Raw genomic sequence first — 18,488 nt, forward strand, 5'->3', positions numbered from 1 at the left:
CCAAAGTCTCTATTTTATTCCTCCCTCCCTGAACTCTGTCTGTTGGCCGTTTTCCGTCGCTTCTCACCAACAAATAGAGATGTAAACCAGAGATACGGCGGTTTGCATAACTATCAGGTACACAGGATTTTTTCCCCTCTTCCCTCTTCCCTCTTCCCTCTTCCCTCTTCCGAACGCGCCCCGCGTGGCCCACGGCCTCAGTCCCTGCTCCCTGCTCCGAAGTCCCTAAAAACCGAGAAGTTTGTACCTTGAATTGCAAACCGCTGTATAAACGTGAAGACTAGAAATTAATCCGGAAAAAAAACTGTAAAGATTTGATGAAGTAAGTGATTTTTTAGTGACATCGAATCATAATTATGTCATCTATAGTAATGGTAATTGATAAAAAAATTCCCATTATAGCAGTCGAAGTAAAGCTTAAGACATCTTCTGCTCCCTGCTCCGAAGTCCCTTTCAACTAAAAGACGATGTCCTAAACTATACTTCCCTTGCTATACTATAGCGAGTAGGAATACATACTTTTAGCTATTATCCAATAATCAGCCATTATTTAGTTAAGTAAAAGTTAAAAATATTTCGATTTAAAAAAGTTTCATATCCAATCTAGCAATCGTTATTATATAACTTTTGAAAATATTTCATGTACTCCAATAGGGATTTATCATAACACCAAAAACTACTCGGAGCTCTTTCCTACTATTCCCTATTCCCTGTTCCCTATTCCCTAAAAAGGAGAGGATAATAGTAATTATGCCAACATTTGAGGCAGAAGACACAACTAGGCTGAGTCTAGAGAACTACATAGTTTTTGATAGTGACATTGCTTCCGGTGGCCAAGCTATCGAGATTCCCAAAACCAATACTAGTGAACCAGCATTCATTCGTTTAACCTGGACAGAAGCTGACGGTCCTGCTGGTAACTATAATTTTAATATTGCCCATTTTGATGAATCAGATGGCAGAGCTACCCTGACACTTCGTGTCAACAGTATCCCAATTAGTAGATATATTTTCAATAAAAACCCAGGAGAAAAGGGCAATCCACCCATAGACACACCCAATTCTGGTAATTATATCGGGTTGACTGGTTCTATATTTGATGGTTTATCCAATCCTAATCCCATCTTTGAAGACGTAGCACTGACTCCAGGGGATCAGATTGAAATCTCTGCCGTGGCGGATAGTTTGGGGAATCAAACCGATGAACTAGCGCGGATCGACGTTATTGAAATAACACCAGCAGTGGAAGCTGGCCCAGTTATTACTTTTCCTGAACTTACCATTACCCCTACTGATGGCACATTAGCCGAAACTGTGCCAAAAAGTGGTGGTATTACCATCACCCGTACCGGAGACATTAGTCAAAGCCTAGAGGTAACTTACACGGTCAGTGGCACCGCTAGCCCCTCAGATTACAAGCCCATCCTAACTGGTACCGTTACTATTCCAGAAGGTCAGGAGTCAGTAGATCTCAAGCTTACCCCAATTGCCGATGGTATAGCAGAAGGGGAAGAAACTGTCATTATTACCCTTGAGAATAGTCCCGACTATCAATTAGGTGAGACTCCCAGTGCCACTTTCACCATTACCGACAATGACCAATCCACTATCAGCGAGAGTGTGACTATTTTCTGGCGTAATGACGAGACCGGAGTCAATGGTGCTTGGCTGATGGATGGTCTCGACTTAGCTCAAGCCGTAACAATTCATTCACCAACAGAAGCAGCGGACAGTCCTTGGCAAATGCAGGGTGCAGGGGATTTCAACGCTGATCAACAACAGGATCTTCTCTGGCGTAATACCTCTACTGGTGAAACTGGCATCTGGTTGATGGCAGGATCGGTGTTTCAGAATGCAGTGTCCATCACCCCAACTCCAGACCTGGACTGGGAAATTCGTGGCACCGAAGATTTTAACAGTGATAATCAAGAGGATATTCTCTGGCGCAATACTTCCACTGGGGAAAATAAAGTCTGGCTCATGAATGGCACTACTGTGGCTCAGGAGGTGTTCATTCAATCGGAACCAGTCACTAGTATTTGGGAAATGAGGGCAGCGGGAGACTTGGATGGAGATGGTGATGGGGATATTATCTGGCGCAATACTCAAGAGCAAACTATTTACTATTGGAGGATGGAAGGGACTCAGTACATTGAATCAGTGTTGATCTCCTCACCAATCAGTAGTGGTCAGGAGGTAATCCATGGTACCCTCGACATCGATGATAATGGTGTCGATGATATCCTCTGGCGCAATCTCGACGATGGACAAAATAGTGTCTGGCTGATGAATGCTAATGGGTTCGATCGCCTGGAGAGGCTTGAGCCAGTAACTGATCCCAGTTGGCAAAGTTATGTTTAAATACGTAATTTCAATTACCTAAGTATTTAGCCAAGGGCAATCAGCTAAAGCCCTTGGTGCGTTAGCTGATTGCTTACATGTAGAGACGTTATATAGCGTTTACAAATGAGATGTAAACCTGTATGGTCTTTTTTTTATTGGACAATAAAACTCCGGAGCTGTTTCCCCTCTAGCATGGATGCCTCTTGCCTCTTGCCTCTTGGCCTTTGGGAGTATGTTCACAACTCAAATATAAAGGCTATATAGCTATCAATTTTCAAGATTTATAAAAGTTCAAGATTTATAAAATAATCATTTTTGCTTAGGACTTACCCAAAACTGGACTCGAAACCCTATCACTCTAAAGGCTATCACTCCAAATGCCATAAGTAGTAGGTTACGTTATTAAGGCACCTTACCAGTATAATTACTGCCTAAGCCATGTTTATAATAAAACCTATGGTTCGATTACCTAATGGATTAGTTTTCGATGAAAGATAAACTCAATATTTTTATATTAGTTATTTTATGGATAGTTATATGTATGTTGTGATATCTAGCATTTTTTAATTAGGTGAGGTACATAATTTTGGGATTTTCGGTAACAGGTAACAGCGGCTCTGGGAATAGGTAACAGCGGCTCTGGGAATAGGGAATCGGGAATCGGGAATCGGGAATCGGGAATCGGGAATCGGGAATCGGGAATAGGTAATAGGGAATCGGGAATAGGGAATAGGGAATCGGGAATAGGTAATAGGTAATAGGGAATAGGGAATCGGGAATAGGGAATAGGAAAAAAACTCTGTACATCATGACTATGAGAAACGCTATAAAAAAAATCATAATAGTTATATAAAGTATATATAAAGTAGATTTTGGGTATTGTTTATACCCGTATAATTATTAAAAATGCGTGTAATGGTGTTTACAAATTCAAGGGACGAAAGAATGCAGCGCCGTTTTGGGCAGCCAGTTGCTGATATCAATCCCCATCTCCCCATCTCCCCATCTCCCCATCTCCCCATCTCCCCACACTTCCCACACCTCCCTCTCTTTCCCTGATCAGAAGTTCCCTATTCCCTGTTTCCTATTCCCTACCTGCAGCGCGATGAAGCGAAGCTTCCGCTAAGAGCGATCGCATTAATTATTCTCTAGTCATCGAAAATATTGACCAATTCTCATATCCGTAACAATAGGATAAAGTTTTGATAAAATTACTACATTCCATGGTGACATAATATCCAATTCATGTCATGAATGAATAAAGGAATTGTTTGACCGCAAAAACTCAAGCTCTTGGGGGAAGACTATAGTATAGTTATGAGACTATGTCAGCAAAAGAATTTTGGTGGAGCATCTACGGAATTTAGATAGGTTTTGAAACACGGAAAATCAAAACCATGTAACTAATACAGCGGCCGATTTATCAGATTTTTGATTAGCTGTAATAATCGGTGCTTTTGTGAAGGTTTAGCATAGTATTATACTCTTTCCCATGACTCTAGACATCTCCAGAAACTCGGTTTTGACCCAGGCATTGCAAGGGTTTGAGGTTAATTTTTGGAGATGTCTTCTGTAAAGGGTATCCATATCCTGGGGATTGAGTGGATATAAACTTGCTAGGGTATTACTTGCTGCCAAAATAAAATTACCAAATAAAATTACCAGAGCTTGAAACACAGATAAAGGTTGGAGACTACAACACTATGACGAGAATTGAAGCCGAAAATTTATCTAGTATAACTAACTTTGTAACTACTCCTAATCCTGATGCCTCCGGGGGCGCACTAATCAGTCTATTTGATGCTGTTAATAATACTGCTTTCCCCCCTGGTACTGCTAGCACAAGCTTTAATCAGCCCACTGGTAGCTATGAAGTAATCATTGGCATCTTTGACGAAATAGATGGAGAAAGCACAATCGATGTCAGGATTGGCAGTACCGTCTTTCCCACAATCACTCTTAATAATCCTGCCTCTACTGCTAGCGGTATCCCCGAAGCCTCCACTTTCGTCCCTTTGCAGATTAGCTCTAGCACGTTTATCCGTAATGGAGACCTGATCGAGGTTAAAGGTACCGCTGATGGTGATGAATTCATCCGATTTGACTATATTGAATTCAACCTGACCAACGAACTCCCGATAGCTGTAGATGATACGGCCACGACTACTGAAGATACAACCGTTAACATTAACGTCTTAGATAATGACACCGATACTGAGGGAGATAGCACTCTAACGGTTATTAGTGATCCCAGTAATGGTAGTGCAGTAGTAGATGACAATGGTACTCCTGATGATCTAACCGATGACGTTATTACTTACACTCCGAATCCCGACTACAATGGACCGGATAGTTTTACTTATCAGTTAAACGATGGGGTTAACCCTGCTGACACCGCTACCGTTAACATTACTGTTACTCCTGTAAATGATGCACCAGATGGTACTGCTGTGGTTAACAATAACGGTACCTTGGATAATACTAATGATGACGTTATTACTGATACTCCTGATCCAGATTTCAGTGGGAATGATAGCTTGATCGATCAGGTATCTGATGGCAACGGCGGCCTTGATACAGCGACTGTTGATATTACTGTTAACTCGATCCCTACCTTTGTTCCTTCGACTCTGACTCAGAACCCTAACAATACTTTTACTATCACTAGTGACACCACTGGCAACGCTCAACTCCTATTCACCTTTATTAGTCGAAACGCTACTAATGTCAATGAAATTGGGGTGTTTGTCACGGATAATGACCAAGGTACAGTTAATGGTATTGCTCCTGGTCAGGAAGGCTATGTGGAAGCGGCTCTATCTAATGCTCAGACTATTTTCTCTGTGCTGCTAAATCCGGAAGATAGTGGTCAAACTAGTCGTCTAATTAATAATTTTGATGTAGGGGATCAATTAGGATTTTACCTAGTACAAAATAGCACCAGAGAGGCAGTGCTAGCAGGAGAAAATGTTTCTGTATTTTTCGGTGATGCTGCTTTCAATAGCGATGGTTTAGACCATATCCAAACCGAGACCAATAGCGACGGTGTCTTGACGTTAAACTTTGAAGATGCTGATGACCAAGACTTTGATGATTTAGTGGTAACGGTTCAAGACGCTTCGGCTTTAACTCCTACTGTAGGGATAGGGAGTCCCCAGATTCAAGGGCAAGTGGAGCTGTTGGATTTAACCGATGTGACCGGAACAGTAACACCTGAGTTTGTGGTTAGTAGTCAAGCAGTGTTTGAGAATAGCTTTGGCTTTTATCAGGTTGATGATGCTAGTGGTAAAATTGGTAATCTCAACCCCGGTGATGCCGGTTATGCAGAGCTTGCAGTTTCCAACCAGGTAGATTTAGCCAGTGGGTTATCCGGTGGGGTACTGTTAGCTCCGTTCCTAATTGCTAATGGTACTGTTGAAGAGTTCTTGACTCAGAATCCCACGAATCAGCAGGGTTCCGGTCTCAATGCCTACTTTAGTTTCTTACCTGCTAACCCTGATCAATTTGATCACGTCCGCCTACTAGGGGACAATCAGTTTAGCTTCGAGGATACCTTTGGTGGTGGTGACTTAGACTATGACGACTTGGTAGTGGAGGTTATCTTCTGAGTTTGATTGGGAGTGGGGAGTAGGGAATCGGGAGTAGGGAGTCGGGAGGGTGGGAAGTGTGGGAAGTGTGGGAAGTGTGGGGAGGGTGGGGAGGGTGGCTCACAGGGGTAGGTTTTTTACATTAGGGTAAAACATGGGGCGACCCAGAGGGAGAGGAAAAGGAAAACAACTTAGGTGCGCTTGACCTTGGCGAATTAAATTCGCCACGGGTCGCACCTGAAGAAGCGATGATTTTGAACGACAAATTAAGTACATTGTCTTATCCCCCACACCCCACACCTGAGGTCTTTGTAAAAAACCTACCCTTATGAGGGGGAGATGGGGAGATGGGGAGATGGGGAGATGGGGACTATTGCCTATTGCCTATTGCCTCTTGCCTCTTACCTGCTCCCTAAAACCCAAGAATTTGTACCTCACCTAATTGAAAACCGCTATATTAAGGGTAATGTCATAACATGATATTATACTTCTATTGCCGAAGAGTGTTTGTGGATGCATTGAGATGCACCCACAATGGTGTTGGCAGTCTACAACATCCAGAATTATGCAATATATAGCCGAGATTATGATTTAATTAATCTAGCGGTTTTTAGCCTAATGAGGTACAAAAAATTTTTACCTTCTTCCCGATTCCCGATTCCCGATTCCCGATTCCCGATTCCCGATTCCCTGTTCCATAAAAAAATGTACCTCACCTAATTAAAAACCGCTATACTTAAATTATATTATGAAACCAGTCACCAAAATAGCTGTTTTTACAGTACATAAAGCAGGTTCAATGTTATTGCACAGAATAACTTTAGAAGCTTGTGCTTTGGCTCAACTGAAATACTATTCTCCCAATAATAAAGAGTTAAGTGATAGTTTATTATATTTTCAAGACTTTAAAGTAAATTGTTGCCAGTCAGCTCTTGCTGAGTTTAATTATATAGATACAGGGTGTATTGGCCCTATACGTCGTCCCCTAGAGATAGACTTAGATAGCTGTTTTGTAAACCTACACCTACGAGATCCCAGAGATGGTCTGAATTCAATGTTCTTTTCTTGGACAAAAACTCACGGAGGCATAAAGAAATCGATTCGAGACGAGTGGCTTTCTTGGGGAATAGACAAGTTTGTGATTTCCTTCAGTGATGATTACTTTGAGAGATATGAAAAATATCTAAATCACTTCATTGGTCATCCTGGTGTTAATCTACTCAAGTATGAAGATATGGTAGATAACTTTGATAGTTGGTTCACCTCGTTTGTTCAACCGTTTCAACTTTCTTCAGAAGATATAAACGGCTTGTCTAAGCAATTATCTGATCAAGTAGATCCCAAAAATGCCAAGCCCAATACTCACATACGTAAAATCACTCCTGGAGATTTCAGAAATAATCTTAAACCTGAAACTATAGATACTCTAAATCAAAAGTTTGGCCATATCCTCTCGGCATTAGACTATTTGTAAGCATTCAGCTATTAGCTATCAGCTATCAGCATTCAGCTATCAGCATTCAGCATTCAGCATTCAGCTTTTGAATAAAATAAGCTGACCGCTGACCGCTCACTGCTGAATGCTTACATATTCCCTACTCCCTACTATGGATTCTGCCATCCTTCCACAATCGCCATGCCCACATTCACATAGGGATTATCTAATAATTCCCTAAGGGCTTCTTTACCACCACTTTCTAAGGCACTAAGCAACCGTTGTTTAGTAGTTGCTGGAATCGCAATATTCACAAACGCTGTCTTTTCTAAATCCGTGGCGTTGGGATTACTTTGCTCTAACTGTTTTAATAATTGTTGAATTTCGGCTGCGGCTTCACTTAGAGTTTGCTTTTGCTCCGGGGCATAATTATTATTTTGAATCGGTTTAAATTCTTGTTGACTGCCACTTTGAGCGGTATCGACAAAGCTATTTTGAGACTGAGATTGATCGTATTGAAACTGATACTTGGAGTGATAATTGGAGTGATTGGAGTCTGACGTTGATTCACTCATGGCGTTGTTTTCAACAGTGATAAGTCGGCTTGCTTGTAGTCTAGCAATTTCGATCAGGTCTTGGTAATGCTTCTGGTAAAGGGCAAGCACGCCATCCTTGTTGGTGGTTTGGGTGAGCTCTTGCCGAGAATTAAACCGCTGGATGAACTGGTCACTGACGGCATGGTCTTTGGTTTCCGCAGCAGATTGAATCAGGACTTCCCGTAATACCAGAGCTTGGTTAACCTCCAACAGGGTGGCCAGCAGCAGGTAAACACCGCGAAATCGGGGGTCACTCAGATGCTCGTGCTGACGTTCTCGATTCTCGGTTTTGAGGAAGGTCTGGACGATAAAGTATTCCTGGATTTTATCGTGGCGAAAGTACCATTCTCGATGGGTACGACCAAACCCATCCTTCTGCTGACGAGTCAATACCATTTTATAGCGTTCCATGCACTGCAACTCATCCAAGCAGTGGTTTTCTGGGATGGTAATTTGATCATGGAGGCGCATCTGGTAAACGGTTTCAGCAAATTCAGCCAGGGGAAACGGATAAAGGTGAATCTGTTGATAGTCCTCTGCCATGATCTCATACTGCTGCTGTTGCAAGTTGAGCAAATCCGGGTGTTTGCCCTGGGCCAACAGTTGCGCCACCAAGGTCAAATCCATGGGATTGGACAGAAACCGATGTACTGCGGTTAACTCCTGTTTGGATTGGTTTTGGTGGAGTTGGCTGGCCAGATAGTCGTCACAGGCTTGCTCGTACTCCACACCGGATACCGGGGCATCCTCCGGCAAAATCCCTTGACGAGAGGTGAGGAACTCGGCTATTTGCTGGCGCTTCAGGGGTTGCAGCACGTAGGTTTTGGCCGTCGCTGGGGGTGTCCATTCCAAGGGTTGGGTGGTGAGGATAATATGCCCCTGGACGTGATGCTCCACAAAGGTATTAATAGTAGCCCTGGTGTCTGGGCTGACTTCATTGAGTCCGTCAATGCAGATATCTAGGGTATTGTAGTTAATCAGGCTTTGTAGGAATAATGGGTCATGGGCAGCGATGGGCAATTTAGCTTGAATCCCTTCCACCACACCACCGGCACATTGGCTGGCTGGCAGGTACACCGACAGCCGCCCGGAGGTTTTGACTAAATTCCGCAGAAACATCGATTTGCCCAATCCCGATTCCCCTTCCAGAACGATGGGAGACTGGAGTTGGCCAATGGCGGTTTGAATCGGTTGGGTATGGGTGGCTCGTCTAATTTTAACGTAAGAGTTGGGAAAGTAAGCCTGGGGATCGAAGCTATCTAAGCTAGCATCGGCCACCAGCACTTCACGGAAGGGAGCCAGTAATCGGTAGCGCAACCAGGGAATCCAGGTTAGAGCCACGCTGATATAGCCTAAGCCCACAATAGTGCGGAATTTCCGGTCCCAGATTAGAGCTTGGACTTGGGAAGAACGGGGATAAATGATGATCACAAACAACCAGCCACTGACATGGATTCGCCAAATCTTAAACACAATCAGAATTAAGTGCTGTCGTTCTAAGGCGATAATTTTGGCTTTGACATCCGCAGCAAGTCTAGACTCAGCTTGCTTAAGATTATGGTAGTGCTGCTTGAGCAGCTTCATATCTTTTTGTTCCCAGCTGACGTGATTAACAACTTCGGCAATCTGCCTTTCTAAGTCTTTGCGCAGTTTAGGCAAAGCTTGACTAGGTTCCCAGATTTGGGCAAATAGCTTGAGAACTTCTAACCCTTCTTGGTAATTGAGGTCCCGAATTTCATGGGGATATTTCTCAGGTGAGCCCAGCCAGTGGATTAAGTGGAGTGAGTCTTTTTCCCCGCCACTGAGGAAATAGGCCAGAAAACGGAGCCTTGGTTCTTCTGGCTCATACCGGTAAACTTCATTCAATACATAAAGTAAGTCTTTTACCTCTAATGGTCCCATCTGCTCTAGAGCTTTTGCTGCACTAATACGGACCGAGCTATCTGAGTCGGTTAAAAGTTTGGCGATTTGGGGAGCGTACTCATAGGCGGCTGCTCCCATGTTCCCCAAAGCTTCTGCCGCACTAATACGGACATAATCATTTGAGTCGGTTAAAAGTTTGGCAATTTGGGGAGCGTACTCAGAGGCAGCAGTTCCCATCTCACCCAGAACTTCTACTGCATTAGCACGGACATCACTATCTGAGTCGGTGAAAAGTGGTAGGATTTGGGGAGCGTACTCAGAGGCAGCAGTTCCCATCTGACCCAGAGCTTCTGCCGCACTAGCACGGACATAATCCTCTGAGTGGGTTAAAAGTTTGGCAATTTGGGGAGCGTACTCAGATGCTGCTGCTCCCATCTGCCCCAGAGCATATGCCGCCCTACCACGGACATCACGATCTGAGTCGGTTAAAAGTGTCACGATTTGGAGAGCATACTCAGATGCTGCTGCTCCCATCTGACCTAGAACCGATGCTGTATTACGACGAACATCAGGATCTGAGTGGGTTAAAAGTGTCACGATTTGGGGAGCATACTCAGATGCTGCTGCTCCCATCTCACCCAGAACCGATGCTGCATTACGACGAACATCAGGATCTGAGTGGGTTAAAAGTGTCACGATTTGGGGAGCATACTCAGATGCTGCTGCTCCCATCTGACCCAGAACTAATGCCGCTATATAAGGGACAATCCAATCTGAGTCGGTTAAAAGTGTCAAGATTTGGGGAGCGTAGTCTTTAGCTGCTCCCATCTGACCCAGAGCTTCTGCCGCACTAGCACGGACCGAGGGATCTGAGTCAGTTAAAAGTTTGGCAATTTGGGGAGCGTAGTCTTTAGCTGCTCCCATCTTCCTCAGAGCTTTTGCCAGACTAGAATAGGCATCACTAGAATAGACATTACTATCTGAGTCGGTTAAAAGTTTGGCAATTTGGGGAGCGTACTCAGAGGCCGCTGCTCCCATCTCACTCAGAGCCAATGCCGCACTAGAATAGACATTACTATCTGAGTCGGTTAAAAGTTTGGCGATTTGGAGAGCGTAGTCCTTAGCTACTCCCATCTGCCCAAGAGTATATGCCGCACTAGAACGGACATTACCATCTGAGTCGATTAAAAGTTTGGCAATTTTGGGAATGTACTCAGAGGCGGTTGCTCCCATGTTCCCCAAAGCGTATGCCGCCCTAGCACGGACATAACTCTCTGAGTGGGTTAAATGTTCAGCAATTTGGGGAGCATACTTATAGGCCGCTGGTTCTATCTCACCAAGAGCTTTTACTGCACTAGCATGGACTTTGGACTGAACCGACTTTCTCTCATTCTCGGTCTCATCACTCTCATGTTTATAGGCCAATAAGTCTGCAATCTTGTCAATTGTCTGTTTAGGAATCTCAATGGGGTGCTTGAGTTGCTCCAATTCATAGGTAGACAATTTGTTCAAAGCTTCAACCCATACCAAGGGATCATGGTCATCCAGTGCTGCCACAATCCCCTTGAGCTGCCAGGATTCTAGCTCAGGCTTCTTTTCTTCAGCGTGACTCCCGTTGACAATCAAAAGTACCGCTACTAGCAGTGCTAACAGAAAACAGAGGGACTGGGTAACACTGGTCTTAAAGGTAGGGAAAAGCTTTGGGCAGTCGGCATGGCCTCTATGGGGCATGGTGGTAGTTTCCCAAGGAGTTAGTCAGCTAATAGGGATCCCCCCTAACCTTAATCAGGGGGGAAAAGAGCACAGAATAGGGAACAGCGGATCTGGTAAACAATCCTGTGTACCCCATAGTTATGAAAAACGCTGTAACTATAATTATGCTGATGTTGGTGCTAGACCCTAAGCCCAGCAAACCTTTGACAGTTAGATGCTTCCCAATGATTAATCGATTTTTATTATAGCAATCCTGGATAATATTATATACCACAGGGAATCGGGAGTCGGGAATCGGGAATGTGGTAAGCGTGGTAACAGTTCCCCCCTTGTTAAGGGGGGTTAGGGGGGATCCTCAACTTTTTGACCCAATGGGTGGACTTGAGATCTTTGTAGAACAGGCATCTTGCCTGTGATCACTATTTTAGGACGAGCTGTCCCAACCATGGCTACCGCGAAAATGAGGGTGAAACCTTGGGTGGTGCGTTACGGCGCGGGCTTTCCCAACACTTGCTATGAGGTTGAACATGATGGCAAGCCCGCCCCTAACACACCCTACAGAATTACTCGGTAATCCAAAAAAAGTAGAAACTTGGCACCAGGCATGAGCAGTTTCAGCACCTGCACATAGCTCTTCGCATCAGCAGGGCTGTCGAACCGAGCGAAAACCACTGGTGGCATCGGTGGCAATAAGCGCACCATTACCCATGGGTATAAGCGTCGATGGGACATATTATTAAGTTATCTCCTGTAAGGGGAACCCAGAGCCAGCCTGCAGCCTGCGAAAACTCTTAGGCTGGCTCTTCCCGTGGATTTTCTTGTCCACACTTTAAGTGTAGCACAAAAATTTGCATATTATAGCATATTTTGAAAAATTTTGTAACAAATTCTTTTTGAGGGAGCAGGGAGTAGGGAGCAGGGAGCAGGAAGTGTGGGGAGTGTGGGGAGTGTGGAAAGTGTGGTGAGTGTCCCCCCCTTGTTAAGGGGGGTTAGGGGGGATCTCCAGTTGGGGTTTAGCTGGGAAATTAGCGATCGCTGTGGGAAAGCGCGATCGCATAATCAATACAGTAAATTATCGTAGGGTGGGCAGTTCCTAAGAGCAATTCCAACGCTTTTAATCGGTTGAATCGGCACTGCCCACCGACAGGGATATATTATCGAGAAAATTAATCGTAAATTATCCTAGGCTGGGCAGTGCATAACAGCAATTCCAACGCTTTTGATCGGTTGAATCGGCACTGCCCACCGACAGGGATATATTGGGTGCTACCCCACCACCGATGTAAACTTATAATTTATGATGATTTACTTGGTCTGAGACCTTGCTACTCAATAACACATTGATGAAATTTAGACTAGCTTCGTTTATCCTGCTTCTGTGCCTATATTTGCAGAGTTGTACTCAATCTCCTGAAGTCGGTTCTGGGCAACAAAAGCTAATCTTAACGGGAGCAAGTACTGTGGCTCCTTTAGTTTCAGCGTTGGGTAAACGATTTGAAGCGCAAAATCCAGGGATTCGTATTGATGTACAAACGGGTGGTTCGTCTCGTGGACTAGCAGATGTGCAACAAGGACTTTCTGATATTGGTATGGTTTCTCGGACTTTGACAGAAGATGAAGCCGTTGGGATGGAAGTTTTTGTGCTTGGACGGGATGGAATTAGCATCATTGTTCATGGTGATAACCCCTTAACAGAAATCACTAGGAAACAGGTTAAGGCCATCAGCACTGGTCAAATCAAAAATTGGCAAAGCTTAAATAAAAATGATGCCCCGATCACCTTTGTCCACAGAGCAGAAGGACACTCAACACTAAAGAAATTTCTGGAATACTTTGGAGTGAATAATTCAGAGGTGAAGGCGGATGTAGTAATTGGGGATAATCAACAAGGCATAAAAACTGTTGCAGGTAATCCCAATGCTATTGGTTACGTCTCCATTGGTGCTGCGGAATATAGTATGCAGGAGGGTATATCCATCAAGCTTCTGGCACTGGATGGGGTTGAAGCAACCAGTGAAGCAGTTGCTAATGGCAGTTTTCCCTTGCTTCGGCAATTAACTCTGGTGACTAAAGGAAACCCCAGTGGACTAGCAAAGCAGTTCATCACATTTGTTCAGGGTGAAGAAAATTATGATATCGTTCGGCTACAAAAATTTGTGCCCCCGAAAAATTGATCGGTTTTTAGGGTGGACTGTACGAGGAATTGCCTCTGTGGTAGGTATACTCGTTGTGATTATTACAGGGTTCTTGATCATTGAATCCTTACCGATTTTTGATGAAATCGGGATATTAGCCTTTTTGACCGATGCTAGCTGGAGTCCCGCTCAAGGATTCTATAACCTCACCCCAATGTTGGTGGGTACCCTATTGGTGGTAACAGGAGCAGTAGTGCTAGCGGCTCCCGTTGGGATTTTGTCGGCTTTGTTCTGCCACTATTACGCTCCTCCTTTCCTCGCTAGTTTCTACCGCCGCTTACTGGAGTTAATGGCGGGATTTCCGGGAGTAATTTATGGACTATGGGGACTGGTCGTGTTAGTGCCACTGATTAATCGCCTCCATCCACCAGGAACCAGTTTACTAGCAGGAGTACTAATGTTAGCTCTACTGATTATTCCTACTATTGCCCTGACCGTGGACGCGACGTTAGCAGAGATGAACCAAGTTTATTGGCAGGGAGCCGCTTCCCTAGGATTGTCCCGTTGGGGCACGATTTTGGGAATCATGCTACCCGCTGCGCGACTGGGGGTATTTACTGGGATTATCCTAGGCATTGGACGAGCCCTTGGGGAAACGATGCTGGTGTTAATGGTCTGTGGTAATGTGCCTCAGATTCCAGATACACTGTTCGCTCCGATTCGCACCTTACCCGCTAACATTGCTTTGGAAATGGCTTTTGCCCTGGGCAATCATCGTTCATCCCTGTTTGTAACTGGATTGTTGTTGCTGGCAGTTAGTCTGTTTCTGGCGCTGTTGGCAGAAGCGATCGCAGAAGAAAAACACATTTACTAGTATAATTGCCCCTGAGTTGGGTAACCATCCACTACAGAGTTATTGCAGTGTCAGCTTCCATGGCTCTCTTTTCTTCTCACTCTCATGCAACACATCCTTCTAAAGGCTCTAAAAAACGGAAATTTTTGAGTGACTCTCGCAATCATCGGCATCGGAGCAAGATTGCTTATCGAGACCGAGTGTTGAGCATCATTGTCTGGTTCGTTGCTTTGTCCGTCGCCGCTAGTTTAGCGATAATTCTGGGGCATTTGGTTTGGTATGGATCTAGCCATTTATCTTGGGAATTCCTGACCACAGACCCTGAAAATGCTGGTCGCGAAGGAGGTATTGCCTCCATATTGGTTTCAACGGCATTGATTTTAGGGGTTTGCCTGGCAGTAGCCCTGCCCCTGGGGTTGGGAACTGCCATCCTGTTAGCTGAATTTACCGCCACCAATAACTTATTTAGTCGGTTGGTGCGACGCAGTTTGGATATGTTGGCAGGAGTTCCTTCGATTGTCTTTGGTTTGTTTGGCAATGCCTTCTTCTGTGTTACCCTTGGTCTTGGCTTCTCTATCCTGTCTGGAGGATTGACCTTAGCCTGTATGGTGCTGCCGATCTTGATTCGTTCTATTGAAGAAGGGCTGCGGGCTGTTCCTGAAGAATACCGTTTGGGGGCTGCATCCTTGGGAATCTCACGCACTAGCACCCTCACAAATCTGTTGTTACCTGCTGCTGTTCCCAGTTTAGTAGCAGGCTTAATTTTGGGAATTGGGAGGGTAATCGCTGAAACAGCGGCGTTGATTTACACCAGTGGCTATGTCGATCGCACACCTACCTCTTTATTTGATTCTGGAAGGGCTTTGTCGTTGCATATTTATGAGCTATCCATGAATGTCCCTGGCGGGGATGATAATGCCTATGCCTCGGCTGTGATATTAGTTATAGTTATCCTGTTGATCAATACCACAGCGATTTACCTAGGGAAGCAATGGCATGATCGCAGTCTTCAGGAGTAAAAATGTATCGTAACTAACATTAATGAGTCAGTTTTCATCCCAGGCAAAACCAGTCATCTCTCCTCCTATGGACAACTGGGGCTTTCCTACCCTATGCACGGATCGGCTCAATTTATTCTATGGCTCTAAACAGGCCCTAGACGATATCACTTTGTCAATTCCCCAGGGTTCTATCACTGCCTTGATTGGCCCATCTGGTTGTGGCAAGACCAGCTTTTTGTATTGTCTTAATCGCTTAACCGATCTCATCCCCAAGTGCCTAGTTTATGGTAATGTTTGGTTGGGTGATTCAAATATTCTTCACCCTAAAACTGATACTATCGCTCTCCGCCGTCGGATTGGTATGGTTTTGCAGAAACCAAATCCTTTCCCATTCTCAATCTGGAAAAATATTGCTTTTCCGTTGAAAGAGCATGGTATTATAGAGCGTCGGAAAATTAATGGAATTGTTGAGAGGGTGCTCACAAATGTTAAGCTCTGGGACGAAGTCAAGGATAGGCTTACAGCCTCGGCATTGCGCCTCTCTGGAGGCCAAAAACAACGTCTTTGCATTGCCCGTACCCTCGCCTTGGCTCCAGAAATTATTTTGATGGATGAGCCTTGTAGTGCCCTAGACCCCATTTCTAGTGGGGTTGTCGAAGACTTGATTGCTAGTTTGCGGGGGAAATACACTGTGGTGATTGTCACCCACAACCTGGCTCAAGCTCGACGGATTGCAGACTATGTGGGGTTATTTTGGGTTCAGTCTGGCTGTGGACGCTTAATTGAATTTGGCCCAGCTCAGCAAATCTTCCAGAATCCCCAACATCCCATTACAGCAGAATACATCAATGGTCAGCGTGGATAAGGGAATCCTGCCACACACTAAGAATCCCAAAGGCTAATTGTAAAGAAGATGAACCAAAATTTACAGCTATCCACAGACAATTACTATTCCCAGCTCCGGGAGCAAGGTAAAAGTATTTACACTATCTGGGAAGAAGGAAACGCCTATAAAGACTCGATCACACCAACAATTTACGACACCAACTACCGAGAATTCATTACCAAAAAAATTGAATCTTTGGTTAACTACAAACTCACAAGCAATATCTTGAGTATTGGCACGGGTAACGCTTTTGTGGAAAGTGATTTACATAAAAAAGGGTATAACGTCATAGCCAATGATGTCAATGAAGATGCCATTGAAATTGCGCGAAACAAAGGATTGACCGTGGTTTTTGCTGATATAAATCAGTGGGAACCGGAACACAAAAATTTTGATTTAATTTACTGTGATGGGGTAGTTGGACACTTATATAAACCAGGAGTGGGTTTAACCAAGCTCTTCAGTCGTTTACGAGATTGGTTAGTGTCTAACCAGGGTATTCTGCTGATTTCTAATGATGCAGCGGTGATCAACGCTCCTGTACATCCTCACCCAAGGGTCAAAGACTTTTATTGGTTTTCGGCAGATTATTTGCGTTCGGAGTTACTTAGCGCTGGTTTTGAAGCCGTTGAGAACGAAAGTTTTATCTATCACCGTCCCCTGACAGGAGACAAAGAACGGTTGATTTTAGAAGCGCAAGTCACCTAGTAAAAGCCTTGGTAATTTCCGGCAAGACTCGGAAATTTACCTAACTAGGTTGCAGACCAAGGATTAATTTCCTACGTTGTTTTGGTCATGATACCTGGGAGTGAACTCCAGCTCCCAGCTCTATCGTCAACCATTAAGGTGAAGGCAAAATGTGTGGTTGACACGACAAGCCATTACAACATGGTCGAGGAAAACATTACCGATTTGAGACGCACTAAAAATGCAGAATTATGTATTAGTTATTGACACAGACAAACAACCATTAAACCCCATATCCCCCAAGAAAGCGCGTCGATTGTTAGATAAAGGAAAAGCTGCGGTTTTTAGGATGTATCCATTCACGATTATCCTCAAGGCTGCAATCGCAAATCCGACTATCTCCCCTTGTCAAATCAAAATAGATCCAGGCAGTAAGGTGACTGGGTTTGCTCTAGTCCAGGACGACCAAGTTATTTGGGGAATGGAGCTAGAACACAGAGGAGGATTGATCAAGAAAAAACTAGAATCTAGAAGTGCCGTTAGGGGTGGGAGGCGTAATCGCAATACCCGTTACAGGAAGCCAAGATTTCTTAATCGTAAGCGTCCAGAGGGTTGGATTGCTCCCAGCCTAGAACACAGGGTTTTGACTATTGAAACCTGGGTAAGACGACTAACTAAGTTTTGTCCAGTCAATGAGATTTGGATTGAAATAGTCAAGTTTGACACTCAAAAAATGCAGGATCCTGAAATCAATGGGGTGGAATACCAACAAGGTGAACTAGCCGGGTATGAGGTGAGGGAATATTTACTTGAGAAGTGGGGGAGGGAGTGCGCCTATTGTGGCAAGCCAAATATTCCCCTACAGATTGAGCACATTCACCCAAAATCCAAAGGAGGGAGTGATTCGGCAAAGCCGACGCTACGCGAACGGGTCAGCAATCTTTGTCTAGCTTGTGAAAAATGTAATCAACGAAAAGGCAATAGACCTATTGAAGAATTCCTAAAAAAGAAACCAGGCTTGCTACAAAAAATCAAAAACAAGGCGCTTTCGCCATTGAGAGATGCAGCAGCGGTCAATACAACTCGGAACAAAGTAGTAAAGGTACTCAAGGAAATAAAACCTGTGGTTACTGGCACGGGTGCTCAGACCAAATACAACCGGACTAAGTTGGGACTACCCAAGCAGCATTGGATTGATGCAGCTTGTGTTGGAGACGTTGAAGCTTTGGTGTTGAGAACCTCTCAACCGCTACTAGTTACCTGCAAAGGACAGGGAGGCAGGCAAAAAGCTGCGCTCAATAAATATGGCTACCCCATTAGACATAACCCATTGAAACCCATCAAAGGTTGGAAAGCGTGGTGATATAGCTAAAAACCTTTTGACGGGGG

Annotated in this window: 13 protein-coding genes and 1 pseudogene; 12 read left to right on the forward strand and 2 right to left on the reverse strand. The window is 44.4% G+C overall.

The features are described 5' to 3' along the window. Positions 1-750 precede the first annotated feature (750 nt). The 5 genes and pseudogenes from F6K64_RS13925 to F6K64_RS13945 all read left to right on the forward strand — a co-directional run bounded on the left by F6K64_RS13925 (position 751) and on the right by F6K64_RS13945 (position 7,404). Entirely contained in the window at positions 751-2,361 is a 1,611-nt protein-coding gene (locus F6K64_RS13925; RefSeq protein ID WP_008187157.1) for an FG-GAP-like repeat-containing protein, read from the forward strand. Between the two features lie 599 nt (positions 2,362-2,960). Further along, a pseudogene (locus tag F6K64_RS38880) lies at positions 2,961-3,196 on the forward strand (hypothetical protein). Between the two features lie 850 nt (positions 3,197-4,046). Continuing rightward, positions 4,047-5,951, forward strand: a complete 1,905-nt coding sequence (locus tag F6K64_RS13935; protein WP_008187159.1) for a DUF4114 domain-containing protein — start codon at positions 4,047-4,049, stop codon at positions 5,949-5,951. 318 nt (positions 5,952-6,269) lie between these two features. Then, on the forward strand, positions 6,270-6,410 hold the full coding sequence (locus tag F6K64_RS13940; protein WP_008187160.1) for a hypothetical protein: 141 nt from the start codon (positions 6,270-6,272) through the stop codon (positions 6,408-6,410). A gap of 319 nt (positions 6,411-6,729) precedes the next feature. Then, complete coding sequence (locus F6K64_RS13945) at positions 6,730-7,404, forward strand: hypothetical protein (protein WP_229414621.1); 675 nt, start codon at positions 6,730-6,732, stop codon at positions 7,402-7,404. Between the two features lie 131 nt (positions 7,405-7,535). Here F6K64_RS13945 and F6K64_RS13950 read toward each other — a convergent pair whose 3' ends face one another. Then, complete coding sequence (locus F6K64_RS13950) at positions 7,536-11,555, reverse strand: HEAT repeat domain-containing protein (protein WP_287265623.1); 4,020 nt, start codon at positions 11,553-11,555, stop codon at positions 7,536-7,538. A 537-nt stretch (positions 11,556-12,092) separates the two neighbouring features. After that, a complete protein-coding gene (locus F6K64_RS13955) occupies positions 12,093-12,269 on the reverse strand; it encodes a hypothetical protein (RefSeq protein WP_165691889.1) in 177 nt (58 codons plus the stop codon). A 199-nt stretch (positions 12,270-12,468) separates the two neighbouring features. Between F6K64_RS13955 and F6K64_RS13960 the strand changes: the two genes are divergently transcribed. The 7 genes from F6K64_RS13960 (at position 12,469) to iscB (ending at position 18,462) form a co-directional block, all read left to right on the forward strand. Further along, complete coding sequence (locus F6K64_RS13960; RefSeq protein WP_287265625.1) at positions 12,469-12,618, forward strand: hypothetical protein; 150 nt, start codon at positions 12,469-12,471, stop codon at positions 12,616-12,618. 262 nt (positions 12,619-12,880) lie between these two features. Next, positions 12,881-13,711 (forward strand): phosphate ABC transporter substrate-binding protein, encoded by an 831-nt coding sequence (locus F6K64_RS13965; RefSeq protein WP_287265627.1) that lies wholly within the window; start codon positions 12,881-12,883, stop codon positions 13,709-13,711. Next, complete coding sequence (gene pstC / locus F6K64_RS13970) at positions 13,668-14,546, forward strand: phosphate ABC transporter permease subunit PstC (RefSeq protein ID WP_287265628.1); 879 nt, start codon at positions 13,668-13,670, stop codon at positions 14,544-14,546. Before F6K64_RS13965 ends, pstC begins: the two co-directional genes overlap by 44 nt. A gap of 59 nt (positions 14,547-14,605) precedes the next feature. After that, positions 14,606-15,544 (forward strand): phosphate ABC transporter permease PstA, encoded by a 939-nt coding sequence (pstA, locus tag F6K64_RS13975; RefSeq protein ID WP_008187175.1) that lies wholly within the window; start codon positions 14,606-14,608, stop codon positions 15,542-15,544. A gap of 22 nt (positions 15,545-15,566) precedes the next feature. Beyond that, entirely contained in the window at positions 15,567-16,391 is an 825-nt protein-coding gene (locus F6K64_RS13980; RefSeq protein ID WP_008187177.1) for a phosphate ABC transporter ATP-binding protein, read from the forward strand. Between the two features lie 48 nt (positions 16,392-16,439). After that, the gene (locus F6K64_RS13985; protein ID WP_008187180.1) at positions 16,440-17,120 is read left to right on the forward strand and encodes a class I SAM-dependent methyltransferase; all 681 of its coding nucleotides are present in this window, start codon (positions 16,440-16,442) and stop codon (positions 17,118-17,120) included. A 220-nt stretch (positions 17,121-17,340) separates the two neighbouring features. Beyond that, positions 17,341-18,462, forward strand: a complete 1,122-nt coding sequence (gene iscB / locus F6K64_RS13990; protein ID WP_008187181.1) for an RNA-guided endonuclease IscB — start codon at positions 17,341-17,343, stop codon at positions 18,460-18,462. Positions 18,463-18,488: the final 26 nt, after the last annotated feature.

It is taken from the genome of Moorena sp. SIO3A2 (assembly GCF_010672265.1).
In the GTDB taxonomy this organism is placed as follows: Bacteria; Cyanobacteriota; Cyanobacteriia; order Cyanobacteriales; family Coleofasciculaceae; genus Moorena; species Moorena producens.